Origin of the sequence: Roseateles hydrophilus, from assembly GCF_026712245.1 — a bacterium.
In the GTDB taxonomy this organism is placed as follows: Bacteria; Pseudomonadota; Gammaproteobacteria; order Burkholderiales; family Burkholderiaceae_C; genus Pelomonas; species Pelomonas hydrophilus.
The window spans coordinates 991,675-1,010,330 of sequence record NZ_JAPPUY010000002.1; the positions used below are offsets into that span (position 1 = coordinate 991,675).

At 67.1% G+C, this 18,656-nt stretch carries 15 protein-coding genes; 8 read left to right on the forward strand and 7 right to left on the reverse strand.

The features are described from left to right. Positions 1 to 2 precede the first annotated feature (2 nt). Together NYO99_RS11590 and NYO99_RS11595 are read left to right on the forward strand one after the other, a co-directional pair. A complete protein-coding gene (locus NYO99_RS11590) occupies positions 3 to 4,763 on the forward strand; it encodes a glutamate synthase-related protein (RefSeq protein WP_268167333.1) in 4,761 nt (1,586 codons plus the stop codon). A gap of 11 nt (positions 4,764 to 4,774) precedes the next feature. After that, positions 4,775 to 6,250 carry a glutamate synthase subunit beta gene (locus NYO99_RS11595; protein ID WP_268167334.1) on the forward strand — a complete coding sequence of 492 codons (1,476 nt, stop codon included), beginning with the start codon at positions 4,775 to 4,777 and terminating at the stop codon, positions 6,248 to 6,250. Positions 6,251 to 6,259: 9 nt separating this feature from the next. Here NYO99_RS11595 and NYO99_RS11600 read toward each other — a convergent pair whose 3' ends face one another. Genes NYO99_RS11600 through NYO99_RS11630 form a run of 7 tightly spaced genes read right to left on the reverse strand, consistent with a single transcriptional unit; the run spans position 6,260 to position 14,416 of the window. Beyond that, positions 6,260 to 6,901, reverse strand: a complete 642-nt coding sequence (locus NYO99_RS11600; RefSeq protein WP_268167335.1) for a hypothetical protein — start codon at positions 6,899 to 6,901, stop codon at positions 6,260 to 6,262. Continuing rightward, positions 6,898 to 11,193 carry a pilus assembly protein gene (locus NYO99_RS11605; protein ID WP_268167336.1) on the reverse strand — a complete coding sequence of 1,432 codons (4,296 nt, stop codon included), beginning with the start codon at positions 11,191 to 11,193 and terminating at the stop codon, positions 6,898 to 6,900. Before NYO99_RS11605 ends, NYO99_RS11600 begins: the two co-directional genes overlap by 4 nt. Positions 11,194 to 11,198: 5 nt before the next feature. After that, entirely contained in the window at positions 11,199 to 11,828 is a 630-nt protein-coding gene (locus tag NYO99_RS11610; protein WP_268167337.1) for a PilX N-terminal domain-containing pilus assembly protein, read from the reverse strand. A gap of 2 nt (positions 11,829 to 11,830) precedes the next feature. Continuing rightward, on the reverse strand, positions 11,831 to 12,874 hold the full coding sequence (locus NYO99_RS11615; protein WP_268167338.1) for a PilW family protein: 1,044 nt from the start codon (positions 12,872 to 12,874) through the stop codon (positions 11,831 to 11,833). Further along, entirely contained in the window at positions 12,874 to 13,365 is a 492-nt protein-coding gene (gene pilV / locus NYO99_RS11620; protein WP_268167339.1) for a type IV pilus modification protein PilV, read from the reverse strand. Before pilV ends, NYO99_RS11615 begins: the two co-directional genes overlap by 1 nt. After that, the gene (locus tag NYO99_RS11625; RefSeq protein ID WP_268167340.1) at positions 13,359 to 13,979 is read right to left on the reverse strand and encodes a GspH/FimT family pseudopilin; all 621 of its coding nucleotides are present in this window, start codon (positions 13,977 to 13,979) and stop codon (positions 13,359 to 13,361) included. Before NYO99_RS11625 ends, pilV begins: the two co-directional genes overlap by 7 nt. After that, positions 13,973 to 14,416 (reverse strand): type IV pilin protein, encoded by a 444-nt coding sequence (locus NYO99_RS11630; RefSeq protein ID WP_268167341.1) that lies wholly within the window; start codon positions 14,414 to 14,416, stop codon positions 13,973 to 13,975. Before NYO99_RS11630 ends, NYO99_RS11625 begins: the two co-directional genes overlap by 7 nt. Before the next feature lie 236 nt (positions 14,417 to 14,652). Between NYO99_RS11630 and NYO99_RS11635 the strand changes: the two genes are divergently transcribed. The 6 genes from NYO99_RS11635 to NYO99_RS11660 are packed head-to-tail and all read left to right on the forward strand — an operon-like array spanning position 14,653 to position 18,629. Beyond that, positions 14,653 to 15,504 carry an ABC transporter ATP-binding protein gene (locus NYO99_RS11635; RefSeq protein ID WP_268167342.1) on the forward strand — a complete coding sequence of 284 codons (852 nt, stop codon included), beginning with the start codon at positions 14,653 to 14,655 and terminating at the stop codon, positions 15,502 to 15,504. Continuing rightward, a complete protein-coding gene (gene mlaE / locus NYO99_RS11640) occupies positions 15,501 to 16,280 on the forward strand; it encodes a lipid asymmetry maintenance ABC transporter permease subunit MlaE (RefSeq protein WP_268167343.1) in 780 nt (259 codons plus the stop codon). Before NYO99_RS11635 ends, mlaE begins: the two co-directional genes overlap by 4 nt. Before the next feature lie 19 nt (positions 16,281 to 16,299). Next, positions 16,300 to 16,791, forward strand: a complete 492-nt coding sequence (gene mlaD, locus NYO99_RS11645) for an outer membrane lipid asymmetry maintenance protein MlaD (RefSeq protein WP_268167344.1) — start codon at positions 16,300 to 16,302, stop codon at positions 16,789 to 16,791. Further along, on the forward strand, positions 16,791 to 17,621 hold the full coding sequence (locus tag NYO99_RS11650) for an MlaA family lipoprotein (RefSeq protein WP_268167385.1): 831 nt from the start codon (positions 16,791 to 16,793) through the stop codon (positions 17,619 to 17,621). Before mlaD ends, NYO99_RS11650 begins: the two co-directional genes overlap by 1 nt. Before the next feature lie 55 nt (positions 17,622 to 17,676). Next, positions 17,677 to 18,315 carry an MlaC/ttg2D family ABC transporter substrate-binding protein gene (locus tag NYO99_RS11655; RefSeq protein ID WP_268167345.1) on the forward strand — a complete coding sequence of 213 codons (639 nt, stop codon included), beginning with the start codon at positions 17,677 to 17,679 and terminating at the stop codon, positions 18,313 to 18,315. A gap of 2 nt (positions 18,316 to 18,317) precedes the next feature. After that, positions 18,318 to 18,629 carry an STAS domain-containing protein gene (locus tag NYO99_RS11660; RefSeq protein ID WP_268167346.1) on the forward strand — a complete coding sequence of 104 codons (312 nt, stop codon included), beginning with the start codon at positions 18,318 to 18,320 and terminating at the stop codon, positions 18,627 to 18,629. Positions 18,630 to 18,656 lie beyond the last annotated feature (27 nt).

Sequence of the window (18,656 nt, forward strand, 5' to 3'; positions counted from 1 at the left end):
CCATGAGCCATGCCGCGCAGATTCAGTCCGAACTTCAAGACCTCGCAGAACACGGGCTGTACCGGCCAGCCAATGAAAAAGACGCTTGCGGCCTCGGCTTCGTGGCCCATATCAAGGGCCAGAAGGCGCACAACATCGTTCAGCAGGGCCTGAAGATCCTGGAGAACCTCGATCACCGCGGCGCTGTCGGTGCTGATGCGTTGATGGGCGACGGCGCGGGCATCCTGATCCAGATCCCGGACGAGTACTACCGCGAGGAGATGGCCAAGCAGGGCATAGCCCTGCCGCCCCCCGGCGAGTACGGCGTTGGCATGATCTTCCTGCCCAAGGAAGCCGCCTCACGCCTCGCTTGCGAGCAGGAGTTGGCCCGGGCCATCAAGGCCGAAGGCCAGGTGCTGCTGGGTTGGCGCGATGTGCCGGTGGACCGCGACATGCCCATGTCGCCCACCGTGCGCGAGAAAGAGCCGGTGATCCGCCAGATCTTCATCGGCCGCGGCCCGGACATCATCGTCCCCGACGCGCTGGAGCGGAAGCTCTACGTCATCCGCAAGACGGCCTCCAGCGCCATCCAGGCGCTCAAGCTCACGCACAGCCGCGAGTACTACGTGCCCAGCATGAGCTGCCGCACCGTCATCTACAAGGGTCTGTTGCTGGCCGACCAGGTTGGCAAGTACTACAAGGACCTGGCCGACGAGCGCGTCACGTCCGCCATCGCCCTGGTCCACCAGCGCTTCTCCACCAACACCTTCCCGGAGTGGCCGTTGGCCCACCCGTACCGCATGGTCTGCCACAACGGCGAGATCAACACGGTCAAGGGCAACTTCAACTGGATGCGCGCCCGCGAAGGCGTCATGAAGTCGCCGGTGCTGGGTGACGACCTGCAGAAGCTCTACCCGATCAGCTTCGAGCACCAGTCCGACACGGCCACGTTCGACAACGCCATCGAACTGCTGACGATGGCGGGCTACCCGCTCGCCCACGCCGCCATGATGATGATCCCGGAGGCCTGGGAGCAGCATGAAGGCATGGACGAGCGCCGCCGCGCGTTCTACGAATACCACGCCGCGATGATGGAGCCGTGGGACGGCCCTGCCGCAATGGCCTTCACCGACGGCCGCCAGGTCTGCGCCGCGCTGGACCGCAACGGCCTGCGCCCCGCCCGCTACTGCATCACCGACGACGACCTGGTCGTCATGGCCTCCGAATCCGGCGTGCTGCCGATTCCCGAGAGCAAGATCGTCAAGAAGTGGCGCCTGCAGCCCGGCAAGATGTTCCTCATCGACCTGGAGCAGGGCCGCATCGTCGATGACGAAGAGCTGAAGAACCAGTACGCCAACGCGCGCCCGTACCGCCAGTGGATCGAGAACGTCCGCGTCAAGCTGGACGACATCGCCGTGCCCGAGGCCGCTCGCCCCGGTTTCGCCACGTCGCTGCTGAACCGCCAGCAGGCCTTTGGCACGACGCAGGAAGACATCAAGTTCCTGCTGGCGCCCATGGCCGCCAACGGCGAAGAAGGCATCGGCTCCATGGGCAACGACTCGCCGCTCGCGGTGCTGTCGGGCAAAAACAAGCCGCTGTACAACTACTTCAAGCAGTTGTTCGCCCAGGTCACGAACCCGCCGATCGACCCGATCCGCGAGAACATCGTGATGTCGCTGAACAGCTTCATCGGACCCAAGCCCAACCTGCTGGACATCAACGCGGTCAACCCGCCGATGCGCCTGGAAGTCAGCCAGCCCGTGCTGGACTTCGACGACATGGCCCGCCTGCGCCACATCGAAGGCCCGACCAACGGCAAGTTCAAGTCCTGCGAGCTGGACATCACCTACCCGCGCGAGTGGGGGCGTGAAGGCGTGGAGGCTCAGCTGGCGTCGCTGTGCGCGTCGGCCGTGGATGCCATCAAGAGCGGCCACAACATCCTCATCATCACCGACCGCCACCTCAGCGCCGAGCGCATCGCCATCCCCGCGCTGCTGGCCCTGTCAGCCGTCCACCATCACCTGGTGCGTGAGGGCCTGCGCACGACGGCCGGCCTGGTCGTCGAGACCGGCACGGCCCGCGAGGTGCACCACTTCGCCGTGCTGGCCGGCTATGGCGCCGAAGCCGTCCACCCCTACCTCGCGCTGGAGACACTCGAGGCCATGGGCGACGAGCTGCCGGCCAAGCTGAGCGCCGAGCAAGCCCGCTACAACTACATCAAGGCCGTGGGCAAGGGTCTGTCCAAGATCATGTCCAAGATGGGCATCTCGACATACATGTCCTACTGCGGCGCGCAGATCTTCGAGGCCATCGGCCTGAAGGCGGACTTCGTCGAGAAGTACTTCCGCGGCACGGCCACGCAGGTCGGCGGCATCGGTGTGTTCGAGGTGGCAGAAGAAGCCATCCGCATGCACGAGGGCGCCTTCGGCGACGACCCGCTGCTGGAAACCATGCTGGAGACCGGCGGCGAGTACGCCTGGCGCAGCCGCGGTGAAGAGCACATGTGGACGCCCGACGCCATTGCCAAGCTGCAGCACAGCGCACGCAGCGGCAAGTTCGAGACGTACAAGGAGTACGCGCAGATCGTCAACGACCAGAGCAAGCGCCACATGACGCTGCGCGGCCTGTTCGAGTTCAAGTTCGACCCCTCCAAGGCCGTGCCGCTGGAAGAGGTCGAGCCGGCGGCCGAGATCGTCAAGCGCTTCGCCACCGGCGCCATGTCGCTGGGCTCCATCTCCACCGAAGCCCACGCCACGTTGGCGGTTGCGATGAACCGCATCGGCGGCAAGAGCAACACCGGTGAGGGCGGTGAAGACCCGGCCCGCTACCGCAACGAGCTCAAGGGCATCAAGATCACCGGCGGAAGCAAGGTGGGCGATGTGCTCGGCCACCACATCATGGAGGCCGACTACGAGCTGAAGGAAGGCGACAGCCTGCGCTCCAAGATCAAGCAGGTCGCGTCGGGCCGCTTCGGTGTCACCACCGAGTACCTCGTCAGCGCCGACCAGATCCAGATCAAGATGGCTCAGGGTGCCAAGCCTGGCGAGGGCGGCCAGCTGCCCGGCGGCAAGGTGTCCGAGTACATCGGCTTCCTGCGCCACTCGGTGCCGGGCGTCGGCCTCATCAGCCCGCCGCCGCACCACGACATCTACTCCATCGAGGACCTGGCCCAGCTCATCCACGACCTGAAGAACGTCAACCCGCAGGCCGACGTGTCGGTCAAGCTGGTGTCGGAAGTGGGCGTGGGCACGGTGGCCACCGGCGTGGCCAAGTGCAAGGCCGACCACATCGTGATCGCTGGCCACGACGGCGGCACGGGCGCCTCGCCCTGGTCGTCCATCAAGCACTGCGGCACGCCGTGGGAGCTGGGCCTGGCCGAGACGCAGCAGACGCTGGTCGTCAACCGCCTGCGTGGCCGCGTGCGCGTGCAGGCCGATGGCCAGATGAAGACCGGCCGCGACGTCGTCATCGGTGCGCTGCTCGGCGCCGACGAGTTCGGCTTCGCGACCGCGCCGCTGGTCGCCGAGGGCTGCATCATGATGCGCAAGTGCCACCTGAACACCTGCCCGGTGGGCGTGGCCACGCAAGACCCGGTGCTGCGCAAGAAGTTCACCGGCCGCCCCGAGCACGTCGTCAACTACTTCTTCTTCGTCGCCGAAGAAGCGCGCCAGATCATGGCCCAGCTCGGCGTGCGTAAGTTCGACGAACTGATCGGTCGCTCTGACTGGCTGGACACCAAGAAGGCCATCAGCCACTGGAAGGCCAAGGGCCTGGACTTCGCCCGCATCTTCCATCGCCCCAACGTGCCGGCCGACGTGGCCCGCATCCACAACGATGTGCAGGACCACGGCCTGGACAAGGCGCTGGACGTCAAGCTCATCGAGAAGTGCCTGCCCGCCTTCGAGAAGGGCGAGAAGGTGCAGTTCATGCAGGAGGTGACCAACGTGCGCCGCTCGGTCGGTGCGCGCCTGTCCGGTGAGCTGATCCGCCGCAAGCCCGAAGGCCTGCCCGACCACACCATCTTCATCCAGATGGAAGGCACGGGCGGCCAGAGCTTCGGCGCCTTCCTGGCGCAGGGCATCAGCTTCTACCTGATCGGTGACGCCAACGACTACACCGGCAAGGGCCTGTCCGGCGGCCGCGTCGTTGTGCGCCCGAGCATCGACTTCCGCGGCGACGCGACGAAGAACATCATCGTCGGCAACACCGCGCTGATCGGTGCGACCCGCGGCGAGGCCTTCTTCCGTGGCGTGGCCGGCGAACGCTTCGCGGTGCGCCTGTCGGGTGCCACGGCGGTCGTCGAAGGCACGGGCGACCATGGCTGCGAGTACATGACCGGCGGCACGGTTGCCGTGCTGGGCAAGACCGGCCGCAACTTCGCCGCCGGCATGAGCGGCGGCATCGCCTACGTCTTCGATGAGGACGGCCACTTCGCCAGCCGCTGCAACACCAGCATGGTCACGCTGGAGAGGCTGATGAGCGCGCAGGAGCAGGAGGCGCAGGTGGACAAGGCCATCTGGCACCGCGTCAAGGGTGTGGACGGCGTGGATCGCGAGGCCCAGACCGACGAGGCCATCCTGAAGAAGCTGCTGGAAGACCACCACCGCTGGACCGGCAGCCAGCGCGCGCGCGACATCCTCGACCACTGGGCCGAGTCGCGCGCCAAGTTCGTCAAGGTGTTCCCGAACGAATACCGCCGCGCCCTGGGTGAGCTCAACGCCGCCAAGGAAGCCGCCACCACCATTGCTCAGGCCAAGGCGCCTGCGGCAGCAGCCAAGGTCTGAGGAGTCACGTCATGGGGAAAGTCACTGGCTTCATGGAGTACGAGCGTCTGGAAGAGGGCTACGAGCCCGTCACCGCTCGCGTCAAGAACTACAAGGAATTCGTCATTGCGCTGAACGTTGACCAGGCCAAGCAGCAGGGCGCCCGCTGCATGGACTGCGGCACGCCGTTCTGCAACAACGGCTGCCCGGTCAACAACGTCATCCCGGACTTCAACGACCTGGTCTACAAGGGCCGGCCGGAAGACTGGAAGCACGCCATCACCGTGCTCCACAGCACCAACAACTTCCCCGAGTTCACCGGCCGCATCTGCCCCGCACCTTGCGAGGCGGCTTGCACGCTGAACGTCAATGACGACGCGGTGGGCATCAAGTCCATCGAGCACGCCATCATCGACCGCGCCTGGGCCGAGGGTTGGGTGCAGCCGCAGCCGCCCAAGGTCAAGACCGGCAAGACCGTCGCCATCGTCGGCGCCGGCCCTGCCGGCCTGGCCGCTGCGCAGCAACTGGCCCGCGTGGGCCACAGCGTCACGGTGTTCGAGAAGAACGACCGCGTGGGCGGCCTGCTGCGCTACGGCATCCCGGACTTCAAGATGGAGAAGTCCCACATCGACCGCCGCGTCGAGCAGATGAAGGCCGAGGGCGTCGAGTTCCGCACCGGCGTCATGGTCGCCGCGCTGCCCGAAGGCTCCAAGGTCACCAACTGGGCCAAGGAAACCATCAGCGCTGACGAGCTCAAGAGCCAGTTCGACGCCGTGCTGCTGACCGGCGGTGCCGAGCAGTCGCGTGACCTGCCCGTGCCGGGCCGCGATCTGGCCGGCGTGCACTTCGCGATGGAGTTCCTGCCGCAGCAGAACAAGGTCAACGCCGGCGACAAGCTGAAGAACCAGATCCGCGCCGACGGCAAGCACGTCATCGTCATTGGTGGTGGCGACACCGGTTCCGACTGCGTCGGCACCAGCAACCGCCACGGCGCCAAGAGCGTGACGCAGTTCGAGCTGCTGCCTCAGCCGCCCGAGGTGGAAGACCGCCCGCTGACCTGGCCGTACTGGCCGATCAAGCTGCGCACCTCGTCCAGCCACGAAGAGGGTTGCGAGCGCGAGTTCGCCATCGCCACCAAGGAGTTCATCGGCGAGAAAGGCAAGCTGACCGGCGTCAAGACCGTTCGCCTGAAGTGGGAAGGCGGCAAGATGACCGAGGTCGAGGGCAGCGAGCAGATCCTGAAGGCGGACCTGGCCTTCCTGGCGATGGGCTTCGTGTCGCCGGTCGCGACCATCCTCGATGCCTTCGGTGTCGACAAGGACGCTCGTGGCAACGGCAAGGCCAGCACGGAAGGTGCGGCGGCCTACAAGACCAATGTCGACAAGGTGTTCGCCGCTGGCGACATGCGCCGCGGCCAGAGCCTGGTCGTCTGGGCCATCCGCGAAGGCCGCCAGGCCGCCAAGGCGGTGGATGAGTACCTGATGGGCGTGAGCCGGCTGCCGCGGTAATCGGCCCGCTTACTGCAGGACGCGGGCCACAGGCTCGCGGCCCTGCAAGCAGTGCTCGCGGCTGTGGGCGATGCCCGGCAGCCAGGCGAGTTCGGGCTCGGCGACGTCCGGCATGAACCGCACACGCAGGCAGTAGGCGAGCCCCGTCTGGGCCAGGGCTTCCTGGGGCAGTTGCAGCAGCCCGCGGCGCAGCGCCAGCTCGGTCGTCTTGATGAAGCCAGGCGGGGTCTGCGGCGGCGCGGCAAAGTCCGTGGCCGCGGCAAGCCCCTGCGCATCCAGCTGCAGCAGCACGCGCAGCACCACGCCTTCGTTCGGCAGCGCTGCATCCGGCATCGCGATGTGAGCGACGTCGGGTGCGAGCGTGGGTGCGTAGCGGTCAGGCGCAGGCGTGGCGCCGGCGCCGTCCTCGGCAGTCGCTGCGTGCGCGAGCGTGGGCGGCGCAGCGCCGTCTTGCCGGTGGCTGTCGTCGGGCGCTGCGGTGGTCGGCAGTGCCGGCGCAGCCGTGGTTGCCGCGACGTCCACCATGCGGGTCGACAGTGCGGCATGCCGCACCGCGCCGCCCGGTGTGGGCGGCGCTTGCACGAGCCCCAGCATCAGCGCCCCGTGGGCGGCCAAGGCCAGGGCGGCGCTGGCCGCCAGGCGCGGTCTCACTGCTGCAGCAGATCGCGCCAGGAGACGCGGCGGGTGCCAGCAGTCGCGCTCTTGATCAGCGGGTCTTCCTGCCGCACGCAGCCGGTGGTGCACACCACGGTGCCGACGATGTCGCCGTTGACCAGGCTGCTGACCGTCATGGAGGTGGACATGGAGTCCAGGAACACGCTGGTCAGCTTGGCGTCGACCGGGCCGCCGCTGCGGTAGTCGAAGTAGTTGGCCCAGCTGCTGCCGCCGGCCGTGCAGATATTGCCGGCGTCCACGACGTTGGACATGACGATCAGCGTGCCCAGCACCAGCTGCGGGTCGGTGTTCACGCGCTCACGGGCCTGGGGCAGGTCCACGAACCAGCCGCCGTTGACGGACAGGTCGACCGGCTTGGGGGCGTTGTTGGTGCGGATGACTTGACCTGCTTTGCATCCCGTCATGCCAGTGGGGCAGGTGCCGGCCGTCAGCGTCTGTTCGACGAAGGCATTGCCCGCGTTGCGCGGGTCGCCGATGTCGGTGGTGTCCAGCTTGTCCTTGATGCCATAGACGGTCTGGCCACCCGAATCGGTCAGGTCGCTCTGGCCCAGGTAGCGGCCCGTGCCCACGTAGACCATGGTGTGTTCATCCACCAGGCCCAGTTCGGGCCGGGAGGTGATGGGCTGCGCCAGGCCGGTCTTGGAGCGCAGCGTGGCCAGGCGCTGGGCGTCATAGCCGGCCACACCCAAGGTGTTGTTGATGTCAAAGCGCCAGAGGTTGCCCAGGTTGTCACCGGCGTAGACGCGTTGCTTGGTGTTGTCGACTTTGCTGTCGTCCACCCAGGCCGTGATGTGGGCCAAACCCGCCGGTGTCGTGGAATTGCCCGCGCCGGTGGAGATGGTGCGTATCAGCGCGCCGGTGATCGCGTTGACGATGTAGAGCCGTCCCACGCCGTCGCCGGGCGACACGTTGTTGTAGCCGGAGCCGAACATCACGACCCAGGTGCCATCCTTGAGCTTGCCGATCTCAGGCTTGCCGAAGGTCAGGCCCAGGTTGGTGTCGGTGAACTCCCACAGCGCCTTGGGCGCCTCGGGGTCGGTGACGTCCAGCGCGTAGTAGCTGCGGCCGCCTGCGCCTTGGCCGCCGACCAGCAGCGTGCGCCAGCGCCCGTCGACGTACACGTCGCGCGAGATCGGCGAGCCGTCCACGAAGTACTCGTGCTGCGTGGCGTACTGCTTGTCCGCCAGCTTGTAGAGCTTGGGCAGCACGGCGGTCGGCACAAAGGCCCAGGCCTCCACGCCGGTGTCGGCGTTGAAGGCGTGCAGCATGCCGTCGTTGGCGGCCACGTAGACCATGTTGGTGCGGCCGGCAGCATCGCTCTTGAAGCTGTCGTAGCCGGCATCCACGTAGGCCAGGCGCGGCTTGGTCACGTAGGCCGCTTCCGAGCTGATGATGTCGCCCAGCACGTAGTTGCGCTGGCGGAAGTACTTGGCGGGCGCAGAGATGTCGCCTTCGTGGGTGCGGTCACCACGGAGGAAGTTCACCAGCGGCTCGCCAGCCGCACTGGATTGGTCGCCCGACGACAGGCAATAGGGGCCGAAGCTGCAGAACTGCGTCAGCGCGCGGCCGCTGGCGGTGATGTGCGAGAGCGTGAAATTGGCCCGCTCAGTGCTGGTCATGCTGGACCAGGTGAAGGGCTTGAGCTTGTTGGGCTCGGCACCCGCGAACATCAGGATGTTGCGCGACGCGTTGCTGTTGAGCAGGTTGCGGGCCGACCAGTTGGGTGAATCCAGATCGATGGCGCCAGTCTCGATGTTCATCTGCAGGCTGCGCAGCTCGCCCGACCATTCCGCCGACACGAAGTTGGAGACGAACACCTTGTTGTCGCCAGCCGAGACGTTGGGGTTGCTCACCGAGGCCGCCGCTGCGGCGCCTGTCTGGCCGTCCAGTGCCTTGATCGCGCTCGACAGGCCGGTGTAGAGCGATGTGGGGTTGGACGCGCTGAAGTAGGTGCCGCCGCCGTTCACCGCAGCGTGCCAGAGGTCATCGATGGTGGTGAGCGTGTTGTTGACGGGCTGGGGCCAGTTGCAGTTGCCAGAGGTCTGCCACGAGCACACGCCGGCAGCGGGGTTGGGCGCCACGCCCTCGCGCACCGAGTAGAAGTCGCCGGTCACATCGGTCAGGTAGGTCGGCGAGAACTGCATGTAGCCCGAGGCGCCGAGGCCGAGCGTGAAGGTCTTCATGCTCTGTACCTCGTCGGGCTTGACGGTGGTGTTGGTGCTGTTGCCGCACACATCCGCTGCCGTGCCGCTGCCGCTGCGGCAGTCGGCGCTGCCGGTGGCGCCGGTGCGCAGGTCCGTGCTGGCGTAGTAGGCGGCGACGTCGGCCAGCGTGTTGCTGGTGGCTGTGCCGTCGTAGGCCGGACGGGGCAGCGTGCTGTCCTGCTCGCCGATCTCGCTACCGTCCGGCTTGGTGGGGTTGGACCCCTCGTTCCAGAAGCCGTCGGTGGACAGGATGGTGAAGTTGCGCTGGCAGGAGTACTGCACAGGGTCAACCACGGTCGAGCCGTTGAAAGTCGTGCCGTTGAGCTTGCCGGCGAACAGCTTGCCGGCCGTGGAGAGGGCAGTGCGCAGCGGTGTGGACCTGAACGGCCGCGCGGCCACGAGCTTGGCGAACCACTTGGACTTCTGCGTGTAGGCCATCGAGGCCACATCCTCGAAGGTGTCCAGGTTGAGGTAATCGGTGCCCGTGCTGTTGTTGATGCTCATGTAGCCCACGCGCCGGTTGTTGCCGATGCCGGCGAAGGCGAGGCTGGCCGAGGACTTCATGGACTGCATGCGTGTGTGGTAGTAGGTCCACCAGTTCGCGAAGTTCGTCATTTCCTCGTCGTAGCTGCAGCTGGTGGCGGCGGTGGTGCAGTCCACGCGGCCGCTGGCCTTGGGGTAGGTCGTGCGGGTGGGCACGATGTCCACGCGCTCGAAACGGCCGGTGTAGCTGCCGGGCACGTCAGGCGTGCCGGCGGAGTAGCCGCTGAAGGCAGGCGCAGCCCGGTCCAGCGGCAGCGTGCAGCCGCCAGCGCTGACGGTGTAGGTGAAGTAGACCGTGGCCGTGGTGTCCACGCCATGCGGGGCGTAGATCGTCACGGTGCGGTTGCCGGTGGCGGTGTAGCCGGTCGAGGTCTTGGCGCTGATCTGCTCCGCGATCTTGGCGCCCAGTGTGTCGCGGCTGTTGGTGGCCCCGGTGTTGGCATTGAGCAGGTTCACGCCGCCCACCGTGATGGCGGTCATGTTGATGTAGCAATTCAGGCGGCCGATGACGAAGGTCACGCTGGCACGCGTGGGCGTGTCGCCCTTCACGCCGGCCGAGAAGAACTTGGTGGGAAAGCGCGCATGGGCGAAGGTGCCGTTGCGTGTGGCCTGGCATGCGGCCACGCCAGGCGTGGACGCACGGGCGTCAGCGTCGGTCTTGCACCAGCGCAGCGGCGCCGGGATGGTGTAGACGCCGCCAGCGGTGCCCCGGCAGTCGCGCAGGCTCACGTCGTTGCAGTACTCGGCGGCAATGATGCGGTAGTAGTGAGGGCCGAAGCTGCGTTCTGCCGTGGTGGCGTTGTCAGGCGCGCCGGTGGCAACCATGCCAGTGCCCGAGGCCACGGTGGGGTTGTATTTCACGTAGGCCTTGCCGCCCACATTGCCGGGCAGCACGTAGTTGTCGTTGCGCAGGCAGTCCGTGAAGGTGTCATCCACACACCAGGCGGTGTCCGGGAACTGGGTGGTCAGGTCGATGCTGTTGGTGTTCTGGATGTTGTACGCATCGTTCTTCACCACGGTCCAGTTGGTCGTGTTCGCGCGCGACTGGCTGGGCCAGGGGGTACCGTTGGCACGAACCGGGGGCTTGTAGTAGACGGCCGGGTCGTAGGCCAGGCCGTTGAAGCCTGCCGTCAGGAAGGGCGGCTGGCCGCGCAGATTGCCGAAGGGGGCAGCCCCCGTCCAGCAGGCGGCAGAGTTGTTGCCGCCGATGCAGCAGGTGTTGTTGAAGTCGCCGCTGTTGACGGGCGTGGCGCCCGTGCTGCGGCACAGCCTGGGGTCCGGGTCACCATCGCCGTTGATGTGATCAGGCAGGAAGTCAAAGCCCATCGAGCCCGAGTCGTCCAGGATGAACATCAGGTTGGTCTTGACCGCATCCGGGTTGGCCACCACCAACGGCGACTGCGCGATGTCGGTGACCGCTGCCAGCGCCGGGCGGCTCAGGACGAGCGCCCCCAGGCTGCAGACCAGGGCAAAAATCAGGCGGGATGAACTGAACTTCATGATGACCTCGGCGTGGTGCATGCCGCTCAGATGGCGGCCACGACCTGGATGAAACTGGTGGCGTTGCGCGGCCCTTGCACGCGCACGGTGATGCGGTAATAGACCTGGCCCAGGCCATTGACCTGCTCATTGCCGCCGCGGCTGTTGTTCTGCGACGTGGCCAGCGCTGGAGAGGTCTCGCACACCGAATCCTTGGGCGGGCCGGCATTGGCGCACAGCCGGTGGATGACGAAGGACACGCGATTGCCGGCAGCGTCTGCCGCGAGATCGTTCACCTGGCTGGCCGCCGCGAGCGTCTGCCAGAAACCTTCCCATGTCTGGGTGACGCCAGGGTCGGCCCGCGTGGCGACGTAATTGAAGCGCGAGCCGTCGGCTTTCGACAGGTTGCCGTAGAGGCGATTGGCATCGACCGGGGGCGCACCCGGTGTGGCACCGGCCAGCTTCTCGGTTGACAACTGTTCCAGCCACGCCAGTGCCGTCTCCACGCCGCCGTCGGCGGCTTGGACGGCCGCTTGCTGGTAGGCCAGGTTGCCGGCCACCCGGTTGCTGCCGAGCACGCCGCGCATCAGGCCCACGGCGGCGAGCGACAAGGCCGCGAGCACCACCAGTGCCAGCACCAGCACCAGGCCTTGTTGACGACCGAGGGAGGAGCGCATGGTCAAGGGCATCCCGTGAAGGTGAGCGGCATGTTGCGCAGCGGCACCGTGGTTTCGAAGGTCTTGTAGCGAAAGCGTTGCCAGCCTTCCGCGAGTTGGATGGGCGCCTCCGCCGAGGCCCATGTCGGCGCGGGGACGTCCAGGTCTTGTGCTTCGGCCTGGCGGTTGCGCGCCACCAGCGCAAGGCGCACGCCATAGATGCGTGACCAGGCGCAGACACCGCCTGGGAACTGGGCATTCGGCGGCATCTGCGCAAAGCTGTCGACCACGAGGTCGCGCGTTGGCGCCGTGGTGTCGATGGCGTATTCCGCCCGCAGGCTGACGATGTTGTCGGCGACTTCTGTCCAGTTCTCGGGGGCGGCACTGGCGCAGTTGTGGGTCAGAAAATCACAGGCCGTCAGCCGCCCCTGACGCACTGCGTAGGCCATGAAGCGCGGGGTGCGACCCAGGTTGAACAGCATGCCGCCAGCCACGCCATTGGCGCCCAGCGCCACGCTGATCGTGTTGCCCACCGGGGCTGCGCTGAGGCTGGTGAGGTCCAGTGCACAAGGCGCCGCCCGGGTGGCGGGGGTGGCGATCAGCCGGTCGCCCAGCTGGTGGGCCTGTGGAGCGCCGACTGTGTACTGGGCGGCGCTGGGTTGCGTGACGATCAGCGCCCCCTCGGGCCCGCCCCAGCCTGAGCCGTAGCTGACCAGCAGCACATCCGTGTCGTCATCACCGGCCGGGATGCCGGCCGGGTTGATCTGCAGCGGCAGCAATTGGGCCACGCTGCGGCCATTGCCAAGATTGAGCTGGCAGGCCATGAGCTGCGGATTGGCGATGCCCTGGCCAGCCTGGCGCAGGTCACGCTGCAGCAGGCTCAGCGCGATCGCGCCGGTGGTGGACGCGTCGTCGCCACCCGTGGTGGTGCGGCGCTGCCCCTCGGAGACCTTGAAGACCTGCATCACCACGATGACGGCGGCCATGGCCACGACGATGCCCACCATCAGCTCCACGAGGCTGAAGCCGGCGAACCGATGCGGCGTGTGCGAGGAAGTGGAGGGCATCAGTTGATCTCGTTGACCAGCACGAGGCTGTGGTGGGGGTCACCGGTGGGTTCGCCCGGCGCCTTCCAGCGCATGGTGATCGTGACGCGCGTGCCGGGCGGCAGCGTGCTGGGGGTCTCGACGCCGGCCACCAGCGTCGGCAGCCGCGGAATGGCCTGCAGGGCCACCGTGGGGGGCTGCGAGTCTGCGCCGGGCAACGCCGCGGCCACGCGCGCCTTCCACGCGTTGTACTGGGCGCCACCGGTGCCGGCACTGCTGAATCCGGCTTGCAAGATGGCGAAGGTGCGGCCGCTGAGCCACATCTGCCCGATCAGTTCGTTGGCCAGCAGCGTGGCATCAGCCCGGTACTTGGCTTGGCCGGACTGCTTGATCGCGTTCGCCTGAAGGCCCACCAGGCCCAGCACGCCGAGCGCGAAGATCAGCAGCGCGATCAGCACCTCCAGCAGCATGACGCCGGATTGCGCATGACGGGGGCGGGAGCGATTCAGCATGCTTGGGGGTCGCCAGAGGCGGCGGCGGGGTTGCACATGCGCACCTGGCCGGCGGGCGACACGACGATGCGCAGACAGGTCACCTTGCCACCTGCCGCCACGCAGCTGCCGTTGGCGGCCGTCGGGGTGAAGTCGTAGGTGACGGTGTTGACGTTGGCGCCTGCAGCGGTTGGGGCCTGGCGGCCGAGACCGTTGAAAACCACCTGGTCGGCATCGGCACGCACGGCAACGCCGCCGCCCGTCTCGCTTGCCGCACGCAGTTGCAGGATGCCGGGCGCGGCGGTGTCGCTTGCGGGCTCATTGCAGCGGCCCTCGACGGAGTCGTCGGCCGGGTCCACCAGGTCGACCACCCAGTTGCCGCTGGCCGTGCTGCGCTGGCAGTTCGCGTCCAGCGAGGTGGTCAGCTGGAAGCGGATCTGCATGTTGCGTGTCGTGGCCTCGCTCTTGGCGTATTGCAGGCCGGCCAGCAGGCCCTCGGCCGTGGCGCGGATGCGCGTGCCGGTGATCCAGGCCGAGAAGCTCGGCAGCGCCATCGCCAGCATGACGCCACCGATGACCAGGGCCACCATCGCCTCGACGAGGCTGATGCCCTGCTGCCGCCTTGCGGTCAGCACGATCCGTCCTTCTTGATGACCCAGCACGTGGTGCTGCCGGTCCAGCCCGTGGGCACCGTCGATGTCTTGCTGCCGGCCTGGTTGATCGTGTAGGTGAAGCCGGCCATCGAGTTCTTGCCGACTGCCTGGATGACAAAGCCTGTCGCGCTGGCCGCGGAGCAGCTGAAGTCGAAGTGTTTGCCCGATGTGTCGCTGGCGCACCCCGGGTTGTTGGCATTCGTCGTGTTGGCGTAGGTGCGGAAGTCCTGGAAGTACTGCTCGGCCTGCACGGCCCGGGTGGCCAGCGCGTTGGTCGCATCGGGGATGCGGCCGCGGGTCACGTACGCGGTGTACTGCGGCACCGCCACTGCCGCCAGGATGGACACAATGGCCACCGCGATCATCAACTCGATGAGCGTGAAGCCGCTGAGGCTGGCGTAGGGGCGTTGGCGATGCATGGCGAGCTTCTTCATGGCAGTGCAACTATTTTGGTGGCGGGGTGGCGTTCTAGCCTACCGCTCGTCGCAGGGCGATGAACGCTGGTCGCGCAGCGATCGCCGAGCGTGAACTGGCACACGCTCAGGCCCGGTTGGATCTGCATTCGGCAGCGCAAGCCTTGCGCGGGGCGCGCTAGCCAGGCTGCTTTACCGGCTCTTTGCAAGCCGGTCCGTAGCATCTCGGTGTTTCCCCTATCATGGCGCCCTTTCATCCCGCTCGGCTCCGGCCCGTCCGCGTGACTTCCTTGGCATCCGTACCTCTGATCGAACTGCGCAACGTCAGCTGTGGCTATGGCGATCGCGTGATCCTCGACGGCGTCAACCTGAAGCTGGAGCGCGGCAAGATCCTGGCGCTGATCGGCACCTCGGGCGGCGGCAAGACCACCGTGCTGCGGCTGTTGGGGCGGCAACTGCGGCCGCTGTCGGGCCAGGTGCTGTTCGACGGGCAGGATCTCGCGCCGCTGGACTTGGCCGGCCTGTACGCCGTGCGTCGACGCATGGGCATGCTGTTTCAGTTCGGCGCGCTGTTCACCGATCTCAGTGTGTTCGAGAACGTGGCCTTCCCGCTGCGCGAGCACACCGACCTGCCCGAGGCCATGATCCGCGACCTCGTGCTGATGAAGCTCAACGCCGTGGGCCTGCGCGGCGCGCGCGACCTGCTGCCCAGCGAGATCTCCGGCGGCATGGCGCGCCGCGTCGCACTGGCCCGCGCCATCGCGCTGGACCCCGACCTCGTGCTGTACGACGAGCCCTTCGCCGGCCTGGACCCGATTTCCCTGGGCATTGCCGCCCGCCTGATCCGTGACCTGAACGATGCGCTGGGCCTGACGAGCGTCATCGTCTCGCACGACCTGCACGAAACCTTCCAGATCGCCGACCACGTTGCCATGGTGGCCAATGGCCGCATCGTGGCGCAGGGCTCGCCGGACGAGCTGCGCCACAGTGACGACCCGCTGGTGCGCCAGTTCGTTGGCGCCGAGGCCGATGGCCCGGTGCGCTTCCACCAGCCGGCCAGGCCGGTGGCCGAAGACTTCGGGGTGTCGGCATGATCGGCTTCGCGACACGTCTGGGCGCCGGTGTGCGCCACAAGCTCGTCGACATCGGCGCGGCGGCTCGCTTGTTCCTCAGCCTGCTGGCGCGCTCGCCGAAGGCGCTGGCGCGCTTCGTTCTCGTGCGCGAGCAGGTCTTCCACCTGGGCAACAAGTCGCTGTCCATCATCGGCGTGTCGGGTCTGTTCGTGGGCTTCGTGCTGGCACTGCAGGGCTACTACACACTGCAGCGCTACGGCTCCGCCGAGGCGGTGGGCCTGCTGGTGGCGCTGAGCTTGGTGCGTGAGCTCGGCCCGGTCGTCACGGCGTTGCTGTTTGCCGGGCGCGCGGGCACCTCGCTGACGGCCGAGATCGGCCTGATGAAGGCTGGTGAGCAGCTCACGGCCATGGAGATGATGGCTGTCGACCCCGTGCAGCGTGTGCTCGCGCCGCGTTTCTGGGGCGGCTTCATTGCCATGCCGTTACTTGCGGCTGTGTTTTCGGCCGTCGGCATCATCGGCGGCTGGCTGGTGGCGGTGCCGTTGATCGGCATTGATGCCGGCGCGTTCTGGTCGCAGATGCAGGGCGGTGTGGATGTGTTCGCGGACGTCGGCAATGGCGTCGTCAAGAGTCTGGTGTTCGGCGTGACGGTGACCTTCGTGGCGCTGCTGCAGGGCTACACCTGCCGGCCGACGCCGGAAGGTGTGTCGGCCGCCACCACGCGCACGGTGGTGCTGTCGTCCCTCGCCGTGCTGGCGGCGGACTTCATGCTGACCGCGATGATGTTTTCTATTTGAATGGAGTCAGGGAGTACACATGCAAGCCTCTCGACATGACGCCTGGGTGGGGTTCTTCGTGCTGCTGGGTGGCGCGGCGCTGCTCTTCCTGGCATTGAAGGCCGGCAATCTGCTCAGCCTCAATTTCGATGCCACCTACCAGGTGTCGGCGCGCTTCGACAACATCGGCGGCCTGAAGCCCAATGCGGCGGTCAAGAGTGCCGGCGTGGTCGTGGGGCGCGTGGAGTCCATCAGCTTCGACGACAAGACCTTCCAGGCCAAGGTCGTCATCAACCTGAACAAGAACACCGCCTTCCCCAAGGACAGCTCGGCCAAGATCCTGACGTCGGGCCTGCTTGGTGAGCAGTACATCGGCCTGGAGCCGGGCGCCGACGAGAAGAACCTGGCCAGCGGCGACCTCATCAAGCAGACGCAAAGCGCTGTCGTGCTGGAGAACCTGATCGGCCAGTTCATCAACAGCAAGGCGTCCGACATGGGCAGCGCTGCGCCGGCCGGCGGGAGCAAGCCGTGATGCGCCGCCTGGTGCGAGGGCTCGCCGTGCTGGCGCTGGCCGTTGGCCTGGCGGGCTGCCAGACCGTGCAGGGTGTGGGCACGCGCATCGAGCGCGCGGTCGACAAGGTCATGGGGTCCAAGGGCCAGCGGCTGGACCCATGGGAGAACTGGAACCGCAAGGTCTTCGCCTTCAACGAGAAGCTGGACGCCCACGTGCTCAAGCCCGTGGCGACCGCTTACTCCGAGGTCGTGCCGGCGCCCATCCGCACCGGCATCGACAACTTCTTCGGCAACATCGGCGACGCCTGGTCGGCGGTCAACCTGGTGCTGCAGGGGCGTTTCAAGCCCGGCATCGAGCAGGGCATGCGCTTCGCCGTGAACTCCACCCTCGGCCTGGCCGGTGTGCTGGACATCGCCACCGAGGCAGGTCTGGAGAAGAACAGCCAGGACTTCGGCAAGACCTTGGGCCACTGGGGCATGGGCACGGGCGCCTATGTCGTGTGGCCGCTGTTCGGCCCGTCGTCCGTGCGGGATTCGCTGGCCCTGCCGGTGGACTGGCAGGTGTCGCCCGCCAACCTGTTTGACGACGGCAGCAAGCGGGTGCTGATCACCTCGCTGAACATCGTCAACACACGGGCCAACTTCCTGCGCGCTGGTGAAATGCTGGAAGGCATTGCGCTGGACAAGTACACCTTCTACCGCGACGCCTACCTGCAGCGCCGCGGCAGTTTCGATGACGACGATGAGGTTGAGGTGCTGGTGCCGGGTGACGCCGCGTCGGCGCCCGCCACGGAGCCGGCGCCCACCGTCAAGAAGCCCGCCGATCCGGCCCCCGCCACGGCGCGGTGAACCAAAACCCGGGCTGGCGCGTTGAGTGCCCGTCCCGTTTCGAGAAAGCGACACCATGACTCTGATGTCCTCCCTGCGCCGCCACCTGCTCGTGGCCGCTGCCATCGCCTCGCTGGGCCTGACCCAGACGGCCCAGGCTGCCGACGGCAGCGCCCCTGACCAACTCATCCGCGGCCTGTCCATCGAGGTGCTGGAAGCGGTCAAGTCCGACAAAGAGATCCAGGCCGGCAACGTCGGCAAGATCGTCGCCTTGGTTGATGCCAAGGTGATGCCGCACGTGAACTTCCAGCGCATGACGGCGTCGGCCGTTGGCCGTTTCTGGCGCCAGGCGACGCCTGACCAGCAGACCAAGCTGCAGGCCGAGTTCAAGACGCTGTTGGTGCGTACCTACGCTGGCGCGCTGACGCAGGTGAAGGACCAGCAGATCGGCCTGAAGCCGCTGCGCGCGCAGCCGACGGACACCGAGGTCGTCGTGCGCACCGAGATCCGTGGCAAGGGCGATCCCATCCAGCTGGACTACCGCCTGGAGAAGACGGGTGCGGTCTGGAAGATCTATGACGTCAACGTGCTGGGCATCTGGCTGGCGGATCAGTACCGCAACAGCTTTGCCCAGGAAATCGGCGCCAACGGCATCGATGGGCTGATCAAGAGCCTGGCCGACAAGAACGCCAAGGCTGGCGCAGCCAAGGCCTGACCTTGAGCGGCTTGAAGCTCCCCGCGCGGTTGCGCATGGACGGCGCCCGCGCCGCCTGGGCGCAGATGTCGCCCGCGCTGCGCGCCGAGGCTGCGCAGGTGTTGGCGGCGGCGGGTCGTGAGGTGCGGCTGTCGGCGGCCGAGTTGAAGGACTTCGATTCGTCGGCGCTGAGCCTGCTGCTGTCGGCGGCCCGCCAGTGCGGCGAGCAGGGCGCCACGCTCAAGCTGGACGGCGCGCCTGACAAGCTGCGCGAGCTGGCACGCGTCTATGGCGTGGCCGAGTTGCTCTGGCCGGTGAGCGTCCAAGGCGCCTGACGCTGGGCCGAGCGCCGGGCTGCCCCA